At 54.2% G+C, this 18189-nt stretch carries 15 protein-coding genes; 8 read left to right on the top strand and 7 right to left on the bottom strand.

Translation table 11 applies throughout. The features are described from left to right. The first annotated feature begins 31 nt into the window (after positions 1-31). Genes hydA through preA form a run of 3 tightly spaced genes read left to right on the top strand, consistent with a single transcriptional unit; the run spans position 32 to position 4245 of the window. Positions 32-1471: a dihydropyrimidinase gene (hydA, locus tag AC5TBW_RS16845; RefSeq protein ID WP_495509663.1), complete on the top strand. Its 1440-nt coding sequence runs from the start codon at positions 32-34 to the stop codon at positions 1469-1471. A 54-nt stretch (positions 1472-1525) separates the two neighbouring features. Beyond that, positions 1526-2905, top strand: coding sequence for an NAD(P)-dependent oxidoreductase (locus AC5TBW_RS16850; RefSeq protein WP_495509664.1), 1380 nt, complete (start codon positions 1526-1528; stop codon positions 2903-2905). Further along, on the top strand, positions 2902-4245 hold the full coding sequence (gene preA, locus AC5TBW_RS16855; protein WP_495509665.1) for an NAD-dependent dihydropyrimidine dehydrogenase subunit PreA: 1344 nt from the start codon (positions 2902-2904) through the stop codon (positions 4243-4245). Before AC5TBW_RS16850 ends, preA begins: the two co-directional genes overlap by 4 nt. A 103-nt stretch (positions 4246-4348) precedes the next feature. Here preA and AC5TBW_RS16860 read toward each other — a convergent pair whose 3' ends face one another. Together AC5TBW_RS16860 and AC5TBW_RS16865 are read right to left on the bottom strand one after the other, a co-directional pair. Then, on the bottom strand, positions 4349-7393 hold the full coding sequence (locus tag AC5TBW_RS16860; protein ID WP_495509666.1) for an efflux RND transporter permease subunit: 3045 nt from the start codon (positions 7391-7393) through the stop codon (positions 4349-4351). Between the two features lies 1 nt (position 7394). Further along, positions 7395-8492 (bottom strand): efflux RND transporter periplasmic adaptor subunit, encoded by a 1098-nt coding sequence (locus tag AC5TBW_RS16865; protein WP_495509667.1) that lies wholly within the window; start codon positions 8490-8492, stop codon positions 7395-7397. A gap of 178 nt (positions 8493-8670) precedes the next feature. Between AC5TBW_RS16865 and AC5TBW_RS16870 the strand changes: the two genes are divergently transcribed. Continuing rightward, positions 8671-9294, top strand: coding sequence for a TetR family transcriptional regulator (locus AC5TBW_RS16870; RefSeq protein ID WP_495509668.1), 624 nt, complete (start codon positions 8671-8673; stop codon positions 9292-9294). A 14-nt stretch (positions 9295-9308) separates the two neighbouring features. Here the strand turns inward: AC5TBW_RS16870 and AC5TBW_RS16875 are convergent, their stop codons facing one another. From AC5TBW_RS16875 to AC5TBW_RS16885, 3 genes are all read right to left on the bottom strand, one after another. Further along, on the bottom strand, positions 9309-10169 hold the full coding sequence (locus AC5TBW_RS16875; protein WP_495511981.1) for an amino acid ABC transporter substrate-binding protein: 861 nt from the start codon (positions 10167-10169) through the stop codon (positions 9309-9311). Between the two features lie 63 nt (positions 10170-10232). Next, positions 10233-11135, bottom strand: a complete 903-nt coding sequence (locus AC5TBW_RS16880) for an amino acid ABC transporter substrate-binding protein (protein ID WP_495509669.1) — start codon at positions 11133-11135, stop codon at positions 10233-10235. A gap of 3 nt (positions 11136-11138) precedes the next feature. Then, positions 11139-12584 carry a diguanylate cyclase domain-containing protein gene (locus AC5TBW_RS16885; protein ID WP_495509670.1) on the bottom strand — a complete coding sequence of 482 codons (1446 nt, stop codon included), beginning with the start codon at positions 12582-12584 and terminating at the stop codon, positions 11139-11141. A 303-nt stretch (positions 12585-12887) separates the two neighbouring features. Here AC5TBW_RS16885 and codB point away from each other — a divergent pair, with 303 nt between their 5' ends. Next, complete coding sequence (gene codB, locus AC5TBW_RS16890) at positions 12888-14153, top strand: cytosine permease (RefSeq protein WP_495509671.1); 1266 nt, start codon at positions 12888-12890, stop codon at positions 14151-14153. A 16-nt stretch (positions 14154-14169) separates the two neighbouring features. Further along, positions 14170-15423 (top strand): cytosine deaminase, encoded by a 1254-nt coding sequence (gene codA, locus AC5TBW_RS16895; protein ID WP_495509672.1) that lies wholly within the window; start codon positions 14170-14172, stop codon positions 15421-15423. 16 nt (positions 15424-15439) lie between these two features. On the opposite strand, the gene AC5TBW_RS16900 is transcribed toward codA, so the two are convergent. Further along, complete coding sequence (locus AC5TBW_RS16900) at positions 15440-15889, bottom strand: GNAT family N-acetyltransferase (protein WP_495509673.1); 450 nt, start codon at positions 15887-15889, stop codon at positions 15440-15442. A gap of 162 nt (positions 15890-16051) precedes the next feature. Here AC5TBW_RS16900 and pcsA point away from each other — a divergent pair, with 162 nt between their 5' ends. After that, on the top strand, positions 16052-16777 hold the full coding sequence (gene pcsA / locus AC5TBW_RS16905; protein WP_495509674.1) for a phosphatidylcholine synthase: 726 nt from the start codon (positions 16052-16054) through the stop codon (positions 16775-16777). A 14-nt stretch (positions 16778-16791) separates the two neighbouring features. Next, the gene (locus AC5TBW_RS16910; protein WP_495509675.1) at positions 16792-17394 is read left to right on the top strand and encodes a DNA-3-methyladenine glycosylase I; all 603 of its coding nucleotides are present in this window, start codon (positions 16792-16794) and stop codon (positions 17392-17394) included. A gap of 61 nt (positions 17395-17455) precedes the next feature. Here the strand turns inward: AC5TBW_RS16910 and AC5TBW_RS16915 are convergent, their stop codons facing one another. After that, positions 17456-18007, bottom strand: coding sequence for a fasciclin domain-containing protein (locus AC5TBW_RS16915; RefSeq protein ID WP_495509676.1), 552 nt, complete (start codon positions 18005-18007; stop codon positions 17456-17458). Positions 18008-18189: the final 182 nt, after the last annotated feature.

Consider the following 18189-nt stretch of genomic DNA (forward strand, 5'->3'; position numbering starts at 1 on the left):
CCTCCTCAAACAATCATCTAAGGAGCAAACCATGAGTTTATTGATCAAGGGCGGCACCGTGGTCACCCACGCTGATACTTACCGCGCTGATGTGCTGTGTGTGGACGGTAAAATCCACGCTATTGGCACCGATTTAGACATCCCCAACGATTGTGAAATTGTCGATGCCAGCAACCAGTTAGTAATGCCCGGCGGCATCGATCCCCATACCCATATGCAGATGCCGTTTATGGGCGCGGTGGCCAGCGAAGATTTCTATACCGGCACTGCAGCGGCCATGGCGGGCGGGACGACGACGATTATCGACTTTGTCATCCCCAGCCCCGGCCAGTCGCTGCTGGAAGCGTTCGATACCTGGCAAGGCTGGGCGGAGAAAGCCGCCACCGACTTTGCTTTTCACGTGGCGATCACCTGGTGGGACGAAAGCGTCAAAGAAGAGATGGGTACCCTGGTACGTGACCATGGCGTGAATAGCTTCAAGCACTTTATGGCCTACAAAGGCGCCATCATGGCCACCGATGACATCCTGGTGGAGAGCTTTTCGCGCTGCTTGGAACTGGGCGCAGTGCCCACGGTACACGCGGAAAATGGCGAGTTGGTCTACCATATGCAGCAAAAACTGCTCGCCCAGGGCATTACCGGGCCGGAAGCCCACCCACTTTCCCGCCCACCGCAGGTTGAGGGCGAAGCCGCTAGCCGGGCCATTCGTATTGCCACCACTCTCGGCGCACCGGTGTACTTGGTACATGTTTCTACCAAAGACGCGGTGGATGAGATCGCCTATGCGCGCCAACAGGGCCACCCGGTATTTGGCGAGTGCCTAGCAGGCCATTTGGTCATTGACGACAGCGTTTATCAACACCCTGACTGGGCTACGGCGGCGGCCCACGTAATGAGCCCGCCTTTCCGTCCCAAAGGCCACCAGGAAGCGCTATGGCACGGTCTGCAGTCAGGCAATCTGCAAACCACCGCCACCGACCATTGCTGTTTTTGCGAAGAACAGAAAGCCGCCGGTAAAGATGACTTTACCAAGATCCCCAACGGCACCGCCGGGGTGGAAGACCGCCTAGCAGTCATCTGGGACGAAGGCGTTAACAGCGGCAAGCTCTCTCCTCAGGAGTTTGTCGCCATTACCTCTACCAATACCGCCAAAATTTTCAACCTCTACCCACGCAAAGGCGCAATTCAGGTGGGTTCCGATGCCGATATCGTCGTTTGGGACCCTAACGGTACTCGCACCATTTCTGCCAAGACTCACCATCAGAACGTCGATTTTAATATCTTCGAGGGCAAAACAGTGCGCGGCATCGCTCGCCATACCATTAGCCAGGGTAAGTGGGTATGGCGCGACGGTGATCTCCGCGCTGAGCGTGGTGCGGGCCGCTATCTAGAGCGCCCCGCCTATCCAGGAGTGTTCGAGCTATTGGCCAAGCGCGCCGAGCTAAATGCCCCGGTAGCCGTTAAACGTTAAAAGCGGCGATCAAGCGATAACAGTTGTTCGTATAAAAACAGCGGAGGCTCTACTGTGACTAGCCCACTGAATCATCTACCCAGCGCACAAGAGGTCGGCACCTACGACCCACAAACGCTGGCCCGTAATTTTAGCGATCTACACCCGCCGTTAACCCAGCGCCAAGCGATGATTGAAAGCCAGCGCTGTCTCTACTGCTTTGATGCACCCTGCGTAGAGGCCTGCCCGTCGGACATCGACATCCCAAGCTTTATTCGCCAAATCAGCGAAAACAATATCAACGGCGCGGCGGAGACCATTCTGGAAGCCAATATCCTAGGCGGCAGCTGCGCGCGGGTGTGCCCCACCGAAATACTCTGCGAGCGCAGTTGCGTACGCAACCACGACGCCGAGTGCCAACCGGTGCTGATTGGCCTGCTACAGCGCCACGCTACCGACCACATGCAGTTCGATGGCCACCCGTTTAAGCGCGCCGCCAGCACTGGCCGACATATCGCGGTGGTCGGTGCCGGGCCTGCTGGGCTCTCGTGCGCCCATCGGCTGGCAATGCTTGGCCATCAGGTGACGATTTTTGAAGCTGAGCAAAAGTCCGGCGGGCTAAACGAGTACGGCATCGCCCGCTACAAAATGACCGATGACTTTGCCCGCAAGGAAGTCGAGTTTCTGCTCGAAATCGGCGGAATCGACATTCAGTACGGCCAACGCCTGGGGTATAACCTCGAACTTGTCACGCTGCATCAACAGTATGACAGCGTCTTCCTCGGGCTGGGCTTAGGCACCAGTCGCGCTCTGGGGCTAACCGGCGAGGATGCACCAGGCCTGATGCCTGCGGTGGATTACATCAAAACCCTGCGCCAAACCGACGACCTGAGCAGCCTTACCGTGGCCAAGCGCTGCATCGTGATTGGCGCGGGCAACACCGCCATTGATATGGCGACGCAAATGGCACGGCTGGGCGCGACTGAGGTGACGTTGGTTTACCGCCGTGGCGTAGAGGCCATGTCCGCCACCGACCACGAACAGGAGATCGCTAAAGCCAACGGTGTACGCATGGTGACCTGGGCGCAGCCGGATGAAATCTTGCTGGATAACCAGGGCCGCGTAGCGGGCATGCGCTTTGCCAAGACCATTGAGCAAGCGGGTCTATTAACGCCGACGGGCGAAACGATTGAGATTGCCGCCGACGCCATCTTCACAGCCATAGGCCAAAGCTTTGATAACACCAGCCTAGCTGATGCCACCGCCGCCGAGCTAGCCCGGGACAGCGAACGCATTCATGTCGATGAGATGTTCCGCACCTCGCTACCTAATGTTTATGCCGGAGGCGACTGCGTAAAGCCCGGCCAGGATCTCACCGTACAAGCCGTACAGCACGGCAAGCTGGCGGCCCACGCCATCCATCAAGCGCTTGCCGCCAAGCAGGAGGCCGCATGAACACAAAACCTTTCACTGCTCACGCTTTTCCAGGCAAGAAAAACAGCGGCGATAGCGTCGTCAACGGCGTTGATCTATCGGTGAATTTTGCCGGCATCAAAGCCCCCAACCCCTTCTGGCTGGCCTCTGCGCCGCCCACTGATAAAGCTTACAACGTGGTGCGCGCCTATGAAGCAGGCTGGGGCGGCGTGGTCTGGAAAACCCTCGGTGAAGAGCCGCCGGCGGTGAACGTCTCTTCGCGCTATTCGGCCCACTACGGCAAAAACCGTGAGGTCATCGGCTTTAACAATATCGAGCTGATTACCGATCGTTCGCTGGAAATCAATCTTCAAGAGATCACCCAGGTGAAGAAGGATTGGCCCGACCGCGCGCTGATCGTCTCCATTATGGTGCCCTGCAATGAAGAGGCCTGGGCCTACATTCTGCCGCTGGTGGAAGCTACCGGCGCGGATGGCATTGAGTTAAATTTGGGTTGCCCCCACGGCATGCCGGAGCGCGGCATGGGCGCAGCAGTAGGCCAAAACCCGGACCTGATCGAGAAAGTCACCTACTGGTGCAAGAAGCACTACTCCAAACCGGTGATTGTGAAGCTCACCCCCAATATCACTGATATTCGAGTGGGCGCCCAGGCAGCGCTGCGCGGCGGGGCCGACGCTGTATCGCTGATCAACACCATCAACTCGATCACCAGCATCGATCTGGACAACATGGTCGCCAAGCCCACCGTCGGCCATCAAAGCACCCACGGCGGCTACTGCGGCAGCGCCGTCAAACCCATCGCGATGAACATGGTGGCGGAAATCGCCCGCGACCCGGCCACGCCAACGCTGCCGATTTCCGGCATTGGTGGCATTTCCACCTGGCGGGATGCGGCGGAGTTTATCGCCCTGGGGGCGGGAAGCGTGCAGGTTTGTACCGCGGCGATGCTCAACGGCTTTCGCATTGTGGAGGAGATGAAAGATGGTCTCTCCCGCTGGATGGCAGAAAAGGGCTACGACTCAATAGAGGCATTTTCCCGTAAGGCGATACCGCAAACCACCGACTGGAAATACTTGGATATCAACTTCAAGACGATCGCCAAGATTGATCAGGATCTATGCATCGAGTGCGGTCGCTGCTATATCGCCTGCGAGGATACGTCTCACCAGTCGATTGCCAAGCTCCTCGAACAAAACGGCGCGCGTCGTTATGAAGTCATTGAAGAGGAGTGCGTAGGCTGCAATTTATGCCAGATCACCTGCCCAGTGGAGAACTGCATCACCATGGTGCCCCAGGAAACTGGACAGCCCTTCCTGGCCTGGGATAACGACCCACGCAATCCTTTCCGGGTCGCCTCTTAACCCCATCGATTAATTTCCTCAAGGACTACCCGCCGCCCTCCGTTTGTGAGGGCGGTCGCGTTTTCGCAACAGGTGGTTGCTTCAAATGGCCCCAACGTTGGCTTCAGTCCGAATGCACCTTGATCCGATACAATACACAGTAGACCACCGGCAGCACGACCAGGGTTAGCAGCGTGGCGACGCCGAGGCCGCCAATCAATGCGACCGCCATGCTGGCAAAAAAGGCGTCGCTAATTAGCGGGATCATCCCCAGCATGGTGGTCAGCGCGGCCATCGCTACCGGGCGCACGCGGCTCACCGCGGCGCGAACGACTGCGTGGTAGCGATCCTGATATAGCGGCAGCTGCACGTTGATCTCTTCCACCAGCACGATGGCGTTCTTAATCACCATGCCAATCAGGCTCAGCGTGCCCAGCAGCGCCATAAACGAGAACGGCAGCCCCGTAATTAAAAGCGCGCCCACTACGCCAATAATGGTCAGCGGTACCAGCGACCAAATAGCCAGCGGCTGGCGGAAGTTGTTGAACAGCACCACGGTGAGGATGAACATCATCACGATGCCCAGCGGTAGCGAGGCAAAAAGCCCGCTCTGCGCCTCGCCTGCGGTCTCGAACTCGCCGCCCCACTCCAACCGATAGCCTGGCGGGAGTTCCAGCGCTTCCACTTGAGGACGAACCTCGGCCAGCACGCTGGCGGCGGTCACGCCACTTAACGGATCCGGCTCACCGTACACGGCCAGCATACGTTCTCGGTTACGGCGCATGATCAGCGGATCTGCTACCTGGGTGGTGATATCGCTGATCACCTGATCAGCAGTGATATAGCGGCCCTGCTCTTCGCTCCAGACGTTTAGCGAGCCAAGATTATCGACGTCGTGGCGCTGTTCGGGGATCGCTCGTGCCACCATCGGAATCAGGTCGCTACCATCGCGATAAATGCCCACTTGGCTGCCGCTGGTACTCATTGCCAGCGTAGCGGCCAGACCTTCGCGGGTAACACCCAGTCGCCGGGCAGTATCCTCCATAAAGACCGGCTTGATCGCCTGTACCCGGTTACGCCAGCTGGTGCGCACGCTGGTCATATTGGGCGTATCACGGAACATGGCTTCGACCTGATCGCCTAGCTGACGCAACACCCCCGGGTCGCTGCCATAGAAGCGCGCCTCCAGCTTGGCTTTCGGCGCGGGTCCGACCTCCAATGGAGCTATTTTATAGTCGATATCGCTATGGTCGCGCTCCAGTACTCGTTCGACCTCTGCCATTCTGTCGCGTTGAACGGCTTTATTGTCGGTTTCGACAATTAGCTGTGCATAGCTTGCGTAACGGTCTTCCGGGGCGTAGGTCAAGGTAAAACGCTGCGCGCCCCCGCCCACGGTGGTGGTCAGGTGACGAACGCCCTCCATGTCCATAACGCTCTTTTCTAATTCACTCACCCGACGCTGGGTTTCAAGGATGTCGGTGCCTTCCGGCGTACGATAATCGACAAAAAAGAGGGGCGTATTAGAGGCGGGGAAGAAGGCATTTTTGACCGACCCAAAGCCGACGACGGCAGCAGCCAATACTGCCACCACCAGCAACAAGGTCACCCAGCGCCAACGTATGCAAGTAATAATAATACGGCTCATCAGGCGATAAACCACGCCTTGATAGGGGTCTTCCTGGCCATCGCCGGGCGCGATATTGCGGAAAAACAGCTTAAAGTAGAACGGTGTTAACGTCAGCGCGGTAATCCAGCTCAGCAGCAGTGAGTAGAGCAGCACAAAAAACAGTGAACCAATAAACTCGCCGGTGGTGTCCGGCGACAAGCCAATGGGGGCAAACGCGGCAATCGCTATCAGCGTGGCAGCAAGCAACGGCCAGGCGTTTTGGCGAACCACTTGGTGCGCTGAATCGCGAATAGTATTGCCACGCTTCAAGCCCACCAGCATGCCTTCGGTGACCACAATGGCGTTATCGACCAGCATACCCAGTGCGATAATCAGCGCCCCTAACGATATTTTTTCCAACTGTAGACCATGAAATCGCATCAGCATAAAAGTGCCGATGATGGTGATCAGCAGAATGAACCCCATCAACAAACCGCTGCGCCAGCCCATGAACAGCATGAGCACCACGATCACGATGGCTACCGCCTGAATCAAACTCACCAGAAAGCCAGAGACCGCCTCATCCACGACCTGTGGCTGGTTGTAGACGATATTCAGCTCCATGCCCAGCGGTGTGCGCGCCTGAAGCTCATCCAAACGCTGCTGCAGTCGCTCCCCGACCTCAACGACGTTGACACCGCTTTCAAACGAGACACCCAGCGACATGGCCGGCCTGCCCATGTCGCGATAGAGCTGCTGGGGCTGTTCGGCCAAGCCCCGCGACACCTCAGCGATATCGCTTAGCCTCACCAGTTCGCCATCGCCTTCACTCACGATCAGCGCCCGCAGGTCATCGATATTCGCCGCACTGCCGGTCGGGGTAATACGAAAACGGCGGCCATCCTGCTTGAGATGCCCTGCATCAGCCACGGCATTTTGGGTATCCAGCAATTGCTGCAATCGGGTGAGCGGAATATTCAATGCTCGCAGGCGCTCACGATCGACTTCAATGTAGATGCGCTCCTCATGCTCACCGCCCAGCGAGACTTTTTCAACGCCTTCCACCAGGGTCAGTTCGCGCTTGAGAAAGTCGGCATGGTCGGCTAGGTCAGGCATGCCGTAGCCTTCGCCGGTCAGGTTGACCATGAAGCCAAAAACATCGCCAAAGTCGTCATTGACGCGGGATTGGCTGGCGCCCGGCGGTAGCGCGGACTGAGCATCCTGAACCTTACGGCGCAGCGAATCCCATAGCTGTTCAAGCTCTTCATTCTGTACGGTGCTTTCCAGCTCGACGGTAATCTGAGAAAGACCATCTGAACTCACCGAACTCACGCGCTTGATCGATGACATGCCCTGGATTGACTCTTCCAGCGTCGAGGTGACTTCTTGCTCAACTTCCTCGGGAGTGGCGCCCGGATACTGTGTAGTAATCAAAGCATTGCGAATGGTGAACTCAGGAAATTCCAACTGACCCATGCCTAAAAAAGACAATGCGCCGCCCGCCAGCAGCACCACGGTCATTAAATAGCTGGCCGCCCGATGGCGTAAAAAATAGTCGACCATCTTATAGCCCCTGCTCTTTTTCCCACGGAGTTACCTTGGTGTCTGCGGTTATGCGGTGGGCACCCGCTGACACGATACGGTCCTCCGCCGCCAGCTCGCCGCTGACCTCAAGGCCGTTAGAGGTCAGCCGGCCGACGTCGACGGGCACTGCTTCAACGCTTTCCGGTGCTATAAAGCGCCATACCTGTGCCTGCTCGGGGTCGTCTCCTGCATAACTCACTGCACCTGGGGGCAAGTGCCAAAGCGGCAAAGCGTTTTCGGTTTGCAGTAAACTCAAATCCAACCGCACGTTAGCGCTCATGCCATCCAGCAACGTAATATCGTCCGGCTGAGGCAGTGTGAGGGTGACTTCATAAGCCAAACTTTGCGCGCTGGCTTGGGTGGTATAGGAAGAGAGCTGGGCGAGATAGGATTTGTCGCTATTACCAAAGTGCACTTCGAAGGATACTTCATCACCCAATGGGCCCGCTCCGTCCTCCCGGGGCATACGCTGCACAATTTGCTCAGGCAAATGAAACACCACGTCCAACTGCCCTGGCTGCTGAATGACAGCAACGGTTTCCTGCACCTGAACAATCTGGCGGTTATCCACCGGCACTTGGGCAATCACACCATCGTAGGGCGCGCGCAGCTGAGTATGTGTCACCTGCTCTTCGGCCTGTTCGAAAGTAGCGCGGGCTGCCCGCCATTCGCTCTCCGCCTCATCAAACTGGGATTGGCTGACCGCGCCACGTTCCAGTGTATAGCGCATGCGTTCCAGGTTGGCCTTGGCGAGTTGCAGGCGCGAGCGAGCGCTATCCAATTCGCTTTGCACATTACGGTCATCAATGCGTGCAATTAACTCCCCCTCGCTCACCTGCTGGCCAGGGCTAACGTTAAGCTCAAGCAGTTCCCCCGCCATGCGAAACGAGAGAGTGCTGCGAGTGGTCGCTTCCACCCGTGCTGGAAACTGGCGTAGGGCTGTTGCGTTTGCCGACTCCAGGGTCATCAATTTCACCGGTCGTGCCGACGCTTCTGACTGTGCTTGGGGTTGCTCGCAGCCCATTAGCACAAGCAAGACCAGTAAAGCTGGCAATAAACGAAAATGGGGCACGCGCACGATAGGCTCCTTGATAACGGTCAATGTCGCTTTTAAAACCTGAATTTGGAAAACAAAGTGATTATTATATACTTCACTGACATTCATGAATGTCAGTGAAGTATATAATAATCACCATTAGGCGACTTTGCTATTTATCACTGCCAAAATACCGCTAATGCTATTAACAGGAGTCGCTATGTCCCGTCGTAAGGCAGACGCTGAACGCACCAGAGAAGCGATTCTCGACGCTGCTGAAACCACCTTTCTTGCTCAAGGCGTTTCGCGTACTACGCTTGCGCATATTGCTCAGGCGGCGGGTGTGACAAGGGGGGCCATTTATTGGCACTTTGAAGATAAAGCGGCAGTGTTTGATGCATTGTTAGAACGCGTTAGGCTCCCATTGGATGGGATTGTCGATGATGCCGTCCAGCGGCTCGGAGCCACGCCGGTTGAATGCCTGCGCGAAATAGCTCAACGCTCCCTGGCGGGAATTTGTCACGACCTACCGCTGCAGCGGGCAGCCACCATCGTGCTGCACCGCTGCGAAAAATTGGAAGATGAACACCCTCGAATCTGCATGATCACCCAGCTCCCCAAGCATGCTGAAGCACAGGTGGAAGCCTTATTTGAGCAAGCGCAAACAGAGGGCAACTTACGCGCTGACCTAACGCCAGCCAGCGCCCGCCGTCAGTTTCATGGCTTTTTGATCGGGGTCTGCTTTGATTGGCTGCAAAACCCTCAAGAGTATTCTCTGGCCGACGAGTGCGACGGCATCGTGGAGACGTTAATGCGGGGATTGTTAAACATCCAAAACGCTTAACGTGACTGATAGCTCTAGTGTGAAACCATGGTACGCAGGACCGTAAAGTGTTCAGCTAATACCTCACTCATCGGCATATCGAGCGTAATATTTTTACCCGGCAATGGCTGCTGAAACCATTGATAATAAAGCAGCGGCATCTCTGGGCTGGTATATATATGTTCGAGGGCTTTATTGACCTCTACGGCGAAGGCATCATCCTCTAAGCGCATCATAAAACCGAGCGGCTCTGTCGAAGTGATGGCCTCTTCTGAAAGCACGTATGCATCAGGATCAGTTGACTCGGCAATCATCGTGCTAAGTAACACATCGTCCATAGCAAAGGCTGCTACGCGCCCCTCGGTCACCAAATCAAAAGCGTCTTGCAGTGTTTCCACCGGCACTACCGATAAGTTTAGCTGCTGTTCACGGTTTGCTTGGTTGATCTGGCTGACATTAACGGTGCCCCGCGCCACGCTCACGCTACGCCCGGACAAGTCTTCTAGCGTGGTAAAACCACTCGATTTCAGTGCAACATAACGCACGGAGACAAAGTAATGGCTAAGCGCAAACTGTACGCTGCGCCGACGCTCTTCGGTGTTGGTACTGGCATTGCACTCAATATCGATTTCACCACTATTGAGCAGCTGTATACGGTTGCTCGGCGTACGCGCCACATAGGTGATATCCAGCACCGGGATATCCAATTGCTTCTGCAATTGCCCGGCTAGCCGTTGGCAAATATCGATCGAGTAGCCGACTACATTGCCCCGATTATCTAGGTACGAGAAAGGCGCCGTATCGCCATAGCCGACGCGCAGCTCACCCGTTGCCTTTATTCGTTCAAGCGTATTTAAGGATTGCGCTGCATGGGCGCTGCCCCCACCTAGCAGCATTACTAACAAACTACACCACCCGAATAGTGACCTCCTGCACATTATCTCTCTCCTTTATTTTACCTACTGTTCTAAGTGATGCTCAGGATGGGAAAATATAGCGGCAAGCTCTGGCGTTAACGGCAAATTCAGCACGCGATTGTCCGGAGGAACAGGCTGTAAAAACCATTTATCATAGAGGGCATGGATGCCTTCACTTTGATAAAGCTTGCTTAGCTGCTGATTGACCAGTTCAACAAAAACAGGGTCGTCGGGCGGCATCATCAAGCCATAAGGTTCGGCACTACTTAGCGTTGCTTGCGAAATATGAAAAGCGCCAGGGTCCGTGGCCGAAGACACCAACCCCGCCAGCAAAACCTCATCCATCACAAACGCCGATGCCTGCCCTGAGGCCACCATGGCAAACGCCTCTTCATGATTTCGGCTTAGCATGACCGAGATATTCAGCCCTTCGGTACGATTGAGCTCGTTAAGCTGGCCGATATTAATGGTTCCCGTAGTTGATACCACGCTGCGACCAGCTAAATCCTGCACGCTATCCATGTGCTGCTCAGCGAGCGAGACATAGCGTGTAGCCGTTAAAAAATTCGGGTAGGAGAAAGCCGCTTGGCGGCGACGCTCAGGGGTGTTGGTGGTAACACCGCACTCGATATCCACCTCGCCATTACGGATGAATATAAATCGATTGGCAGGGGTCACCGGCACATAGTTCACCCGGATATCTGTTAAATCCAATGCTTCCTGCAAACCTTCGATGACCTTTAGGCAAAGATCAATCGCATAGCCGGTTGCTTGACCATTCACTTCGTAGGAAAAGGGAACCTCGCTGGTTCGATGCCCAATCGTAATCTCACCCGTTGACGCAATACGCGACAAGGTAGGCGAAGACGCTATCTGTTCACCACTAGCAGCGACTGCGTTTTGCCAACTCAATGCACCTACGACAAGAACGACTAACCAGCGCATGGCTCATACCTCCCTAGCAGTATTGGGTGTCATCTTCATCCCTGGGGCGAAGAGCATATAGCGATCGCGCCCTTTTGCCTTCGAGGCATACAGCGCAATATCTGCGTTACGCAACAGATCATAGCTATTGTCACCATCGGTGGGTGCCCTTGATATGCCAACACTCACGCCTATTTGGATTGCCTGATTATCGATTTGAAAAGGCTCGTGTAGAGTGGCAACAATGGCGCCCGCCAGCGCCTTGGCCTCTTCCCGTGCACTTCGCGAAACGTGCTGAATGATGGCGAATTCATCGCCGCCCAAGCGCGCCACCAGATCGTTTTCTGTCAGCAACCCCTGCACTCGCTGGCTAGCTTCAATCAACAGAGCATCGCCCGCCGCATGACCCAAGCTATCGTTCACTTCTTTGAAGTGATCAAGATCAAACAGCATGACGTTAAATATGTCGCCTTGAAGTAGTGAGTGCACCGCAGCTTTTAAAGCATCGTTAAGCTGTATACGGTTGGGTAATTTGGTTAACTCATCGTGGTGTGCAAGATGTTGAAAACGCAGGGCCTCATCTTTTACTTCCAGCAAATTCTCACGCTCAATAACCTTTTTGCGCAGGGCATCTATGGCGTTTGCCATACGGCCAATCTCATCATTTCGATGCGTATAAAGCGTGGTACTTTGCGTTTGGTTTTTGGCGATATCTGTAAGCGCCCGTATCAATACAGGCACGGGACGAAATAATTGCCGCATCAAAATACTTACCAGCAACGCTGTTGCGAGCAGTACCGCCAGAAGTGCCAAAAACGCTTTATAGATTAGATCGTTGCGCATCTCGTAAAGGGAGTCTTTCTGACCGATGGTCGACACCACAACGCCCAATAGCTGGCCTTCAGAGGTCACAATCGGTAGCGAGCTAATAAAATGCTCTTCACTATCAATTCGGGCAAACCCCACGTAAAAATCAGCCGCATCCGCAGGCGATTTCCAATCGCTTACCGCCAGTTTAGCGGATGAATCTGAGGTATTACGTGCATCGGCCATCATCTCTAATGTCCCTTGCGGCGACTCTGCAAATAGCCAGACATTGTTGCGGGTTTGGGCACTGGCCAATGCCAACACATCAACCGGACTAAACCCTGTTTCAAGAACAGACTCCTCATCGCCTATCGCTCGTGGGGAGACAATATGAGTCACTTGCCCTGTGTCGTCTGTTTTAACCGCCACAGAGGTATAAATACGCCGGATGGTGGCACTGACGATCTGGGTGTTCACCTGCGCTTCACGCCACCACTGTTCGCGGGCACCCCGTTCCACCATAAAAAACCCCGATAATGCCCCCATCAAATATGCAAACAACACGCCCAACAGCATAAAAATGACCACTTTTCCAACCAGCGAACGGTGCCAGGGAAGTTTAGCGGTAGGCGATACAGCGTCGGCATGCTGAGGTTCTTGCATTTAGTCGGGTTCCTTATTGCTACTCGTGATGACTAAATTAGTAATCGCGAGTAGCAAGCTTCTTTTTGACAGAGCTTTATTTTGTAAACATCTGTTGTACGAGCCGTGAGCTGTTTTGAATACAGTTTATATCGACAAATGAATAAAAATTCTGAGCTTTTACTTAATAAAGTATCATTAAAAAGAGTGAGAATGTTTTAAAAATATACGCAGTGCCTTACTTCTTGGCTAATAATGTTTGGCACATCTTTTGCTAGTAAGTAGTTAGCTAATCACTTTACTTACCTACGCTAGGAGATTGTGATGTACCACTCTGATTATCCGCTTAAGGAAGTTCCACTGAGCGCACGGAAGGGGCTGCTTTCCACATCTGCGGTGCTTCTCGGCTTTACCTTCTTCACTGCCACCATGTGGGCGGGCGGCACGCTAGGCCAAGCCTTTCCCATTGCCCAACTGTTATGGATTATTCTGATCGGCAACCTGCTGCTGGGTGCCTATGCAGCCGCACTTGCTTATATCGCCTGTAAAAGCGGGCTTAATTCCGTATTGATGGGTCGCTTCTGCTTTGGTGAGAAAGGTAGCAAGCTTTCTGATTTTATTCTCGGCTTTACCCAAATTGGCTGGTATGCCTGGGGGACGGCCACTATTGCATTGGTATTAGTGCGCACCACGGGGATGCCAGAATGGCTGGAAATCCCCTTAATGGTGCTCTTTGGGTTTGGTTTCTGTGTGACGGCCATGATTGGCTACAAAGGCATGGATTGGCTTTCACGCTTTGCTGTCCCCGCCATGATGCTGTTTATATTGATAAGCCTATTCACCGGACTGGTTGATGTGCGCGGTTTTTCAGGATTAAGCCAGCAAACGCCCACGGAGAGCATGAGTGTGGCGGCAGCGATTACCGTCATTATCGGTACCTTTATTAGCGGCGGTACCCAAGCGACTAACTGGAGTCGTTTTGCTAAGACGCCAAAAATTGCTGTGATTGCGACCCTAGCAGCGTTTTTTGTCGGTAACGGCTTAATGGTGCTAACGGGTGCACTCGGCACGATGATTTACCAGCAGGCGGATATCGTGGATGTGTTGATCGCCCAGGGGTTTGTCACCATTGCCGTGCTGATGCTGTTTCTGAATATCTGGACGACCCAGGACAACACCATTTATAACTTCGCCGTGGCGGGCTGTAATTTACTGCGCACCGAAAAGCGTCGGCTGGTTACGGTAGGCGGCGCGGCGATTGGCACCGTACTGGCGGTGGGCGGGATGTATAACCTACTTATCCCGTTTCTAGTGTTACTTGGCACCTTTATACCACCCATGGGCGGGGTGATTATGGCGGACTTTTGGCTCAAGCATAAAGGCCACTACCCCGCTTTGGACAACGTACGGCTGCCCGACTTCAACCGCAGAGGATTAGCTGCGTATGCGCTGGGCGCAGGGGCCGCTTACTTTTCCCCGTTACTTCCCCCGCTGGTGGGTGTGGCAGTGGGGGCAGGAAGCTACGCCGTGCTGCTTCGTTTAAACCACGCTACGCTAAGCGATACGCTTCCCTCTACTGCTAAGCAATAAGTGAGCCCCTTTTTATATGAGCATGCAGATTATTAACGCCCGCCTACGCCAGCGTCCTGAGCTTTACCGACTTGAGGTTGAGAACGGCATATTTACGACAATCACCGCCCAGGACGCGCCGCAAACGGCTATTGAAGGGCAGATTGATGCGGGCGCCAAGCTCGTTTGCGCGCCCTTTATTGAACCGCATATACATTTGGACGCCGCCCTCACCGCGGGTGAGCCAAGCTGGAACCAGAGCGGCACGCTGTTTGAAGGCATTGAGCGCTGGGGCGAGCGGAAGCCCATGCTCACCGAAGCGGACATTCGCGAGCGAGCACTAAAAACGCTGAATTTGTTGATTGGTAATGGCGTTCAGTTTGTACGCACTCACGCCGACACCAGCGACCCTAGCCTTATTGGGCTTAAAACCCTGTGCGCCTTGCGTGACGAGCTGAAAGATAAAATCGATATCCAGGTGGTCGCCTTTCCCCAAGACGGCCTGCTCTCCTACCCCGGTGGCGACAAGCTGATGGAAGAGGCCCTGGAGATCGGCGCCGATGTGGTGGGCGGCATTCCCCACTTCGAATACACCCGCGAGTTGGGCGTGGCCTCCATGAAGCGGGTAATAGAACTGGCAATCAAATATGACCGTTTGGTGGATGTGCACTGCGACGAGATCGACGACCCCAACTCGCGCTTTCTCGAAGTACTCGCCTGCGAAGCGCTGTTTAATGACTTAGGCAGCCGCGTGACCGCCAGCCACACCACCGCCATGCACTCCTACGATAACGCTTACTGCTCCAAGCTGTTTCTGCTGCTCAAACGCTCAGGCATCAACTTTATTTCCTGCCCCACCGAAAGCATTCACCTGCAAGGGCGCTTCGATACCTACCCCAAACGCCGCGGTGTTACTCGCGTAAAAGAACTCAACGAAGCAGGCATTAATGTCTGCTTTGCCGAGGACTCCATCTTCGATCCCTGGTACTCACTGGGTAACGGCAAGCTACTGCGCACGCTGGATTTTGGCCTGCATATTTGCCAGATGATGGGTTATCAGGACTTCAGCCAGGCGCTTTCACTCATTACTGACAACAGCGCCCGCACGCTTAATATTGAAGCGCGTTACGGTATTGAAGTAGGCAAACCCGCCAGTTTCAACCTGCTGGAGGGCGAGGATGACTACAGCGTGCTGCGTAATCAAGGCGAGGTGCTGCTTTCGGTGCGCCACGGCGAGATCATCATGCAGCGCGAGCCAGCGAAGATCATCACGCCGCCCTGGCTGGGTTAAAACAGCCCAATAAACATTATTTCACGTCTAATAAGTACCCATAAAACGCCGTATTGCGCTGCCAGCCCAGTGACTCATAGAGATGCTGGGCACGCTCGTTTTCTACCTGGGTCATTAATATCAACCTCGCCACACCATGCTCATGGGCAAGTTGAGTGGCAGCTTCCATTAATGCTCTCCCGGTGCCTTTATCACGACACTCCGGCAGCACAAACAGATCATTTAATGTCCAGCGTGCATTCAAGCCCACCGTGGAAACACCAGGATAAAGCTGTACAAAACCGGTGAGTGCGCCTTCTCCGTTTTCGCTAACCAGTATGTACGCATCACCTAACCCCAAGCGCTGGCGCAAAAAGTCACGTGCCGCATCAACATCACTCTGCTGTTTATAAAACTGGCGATAGCCATCAAGCAGGTTGGTTAAATCATCAAGGTCGTTAATAGTCGCCGTACGCACAGTCGTCATCAGCAATCTCCTTGGGTTACTTGTCATCTTACTAGGCCGATATAGCACTGAAGGGCATGCCAACGTATTCTCTGGAAGCCTTCTTGTAGTAGTGTATCTTTCTTTATACACCTATCTATCAACCGAACAGAAAGGGGACAACACGTTCCCAATGGGGTCAACGTGGTTCAATCGTTCTCTTCGCATACAGAATCCCGCGCCTCACGATGTAAAGCATGGAGCGTGCACATATTTACCGCCAGCGGTGTGCTGCTGGGCACGATGGCACTGCTCGCACTGGTCGACAATAATCCCGTCGCCTGCCTCCTCTGGCTGGGTGCTGCGATGATGATTGATGGCATCGATGGCACTCTGGCCCGCAAATATGAAGTAAAGGCCATACTGCCCCATTTCGATGGTTCAACCCTCGATATGGTCATCGATTACCTCACCTGGGCCTTTATTCCCGCCCTATTTATCTACTACTTCATTGAATTGCCACCCTATTTAGGGTTGCTATCAGTTTTCATAATCCTGCTGTCATCGATGTTCTGTTTTTGCAACGTCGATATGAAAAGCCAGGATAATTACTTCGTTGGCTTTCCTGCCGCCTGGAACATCGCCGCCGCCTATTTTTATATTCTCGATCTCCCGCCGTTCATCACCTTTGCCTCTATCATGCTACTGGCCATCCTTACGGTTACCCGCATGAAGTTTCTGCACCCGTTTCGGGTGCGTTTGTTTATGCCGCTCAATATCGCCGTGACGCTGGTGTGGTGTGTGTGCGCTACGTCATTGGTGCTCTCCAGCCCCGTTCATGCTGGCTGGGCACTATGGGGATGGGGAGTAACATCGGCTTATTTCATCGGTATGTGCCTGTGGCGCACCGCCCAAGAGTGGTTTGATTAACGGATGGGTAGCTGATGACCAACGACTTTATCGCCCCTGATGGATATCCCCGCTGCCAGTGGTGTGGCGGCGCGCCAGAGTTTCTGCCTTACCACGACAACGAGTGGGGCTTTCCGGTGGACGACGATCAGCGGCTGTTTGAAAAACTGTGCTTAGAAAGTTTTCAATCGGGCTTGAGTTGGCGCACGATTCTTAATAAACGCGACAACTTTCGAGCGGCCTTTCAGCACTTCGACTTCCATCAAGTCGCCCGCTTTGGCGAAGACGATGTACAGCGCTTACTTCAAGACGCGGGAATTATTCGCCACCGCGGCAAGATTGAAGCGACGATTAACAACGCCCAACGTGCAAAGGAAATGGTCGAGCAGGAGGGTTCCCTGGCGGCATTCTTCTGGCGTTATGAGGCTACCGAGTTAGCGTCGCCACAAACCCAGACCACTTCGCCTGAATCCATAGCCCTGGCCAAAGAGCTGAAAAAACGCGGCTGGAAGTTTTTCGGCCCCACCACCGCGTTTGCATTCATGCAGGCCATGGGGCTGCTTAATGACCATGCGAATGAGTGCATCGTCCGTGAGAAAGTGGCCCTTGCTCGCGAGTCGTTTACACGACCCTTATAAACGTAAAAACCCACCACTCGTTAACGAGTGGTGGGTGATTTGATCGCTACGAACGAGGTGTTCAGGGCATTAACACGCTATCAACCACGTGGATAACGCCATTCGACTGCGCGACATCAACGACAGTAATGTTGGCGCTATTGCCCTGAGCATCCATGACCATCAGGTTATTACCATTGCGCGATACGGTTAGGTACTCGCCTTGTACGGTTTTGAAGGCCACGGTGCCATCGTTTTCCATGGTTTCTTCCCACAATGCGTCCCGATTCATGTTGCCAGGCACAACGTGATAAGTCAGAACGGTCTGTAACTGCGCTTTATTCTCAGGTTTCAGCAAAGTATCAACCGTACCTTCTGGCAATGCCGCAAAGGCTTCATCGGTCGGAGCAAATACGGTAAAGGGGCCTTCGCCTTGCAGCACATCAACTAGTTCAGCCGCTTGAACGGCGGCTACTAGCGTTTTATGGTCACCCGAATTAACGGCATTTTCGATGATATTGCGCTCAGGAAGCATGCTAGCGCCGCCTACCGTGGTAGGCCCATGATCGGCAACGGCGGCACCGGTATAGAGGGCAGCAGCACATAGGCTAGCAGTAAGAAGTTTGAGTTTCATTGGGGCATCTCCTGGTTGTTATTAAAAGAGCTCAACCATGCAAGCTCATTAACACTTACGTGCCCGATGCCGCAGTGGATGCAAATATCTCAACAATATTTTAGTCGCTGCTTAGGCCTCCCCTATTGCCTTCAACGGCTGACTCACCAAGACTGACGATTCGGTTTACTGTGCAGAGATGC

It is taken from the genome of Vreelandella sp. ssv (assembly GCF_059448525.1).